The organism is Streptococcus oralis, assembly GCF_001578945.1.
GTDB classification, from domain to species: Bacteria; Bacillota; Bacilli; order Lactobacillales; family Streptococcaceae; genus Streptococcus; species Streptococcus oralis_Q.
Genome location: NZ_KQ969675.1, coordinates 1 through 234, shown reverse-complemented (window position 1 = coordinate 234; position 234 = coordinate 1). Strand labels below are relative to the sequence as shown.

Sequence of the window (234 nt, the reverse complement as noted above, 5' to 3'; positions counted from 1 at the left end):
GTCAAAACCAGAAAGTAGATTTGTAACTTCTAAACTTGACAAATATCCAACCATGTCAAACGCTGTCTGTCTTGTTTCTTTTATCATGTTTTGAATATCTTCCTTAGCATCTGAAAGTAAGGTTTTCACAGATTTAACTTTGTCTTCCATGTCAAAATTTGCCAACTGGGCTGCTGTCTGAAGCAACTGGGCTCGGACCAAAATCCTCTTTTCTCCTGTAAGATTGCCATTTTT

General features: G+C 37.2%; 1 pseudogene. It reads right to left on the bottom strand.

The window, feature by feature from the left end:
* Positions 1-234: pseudogene (locus SORDD16_RS10325) on the bottom strand (DUF2974 domain-containing protein); the annotation flags it as partial.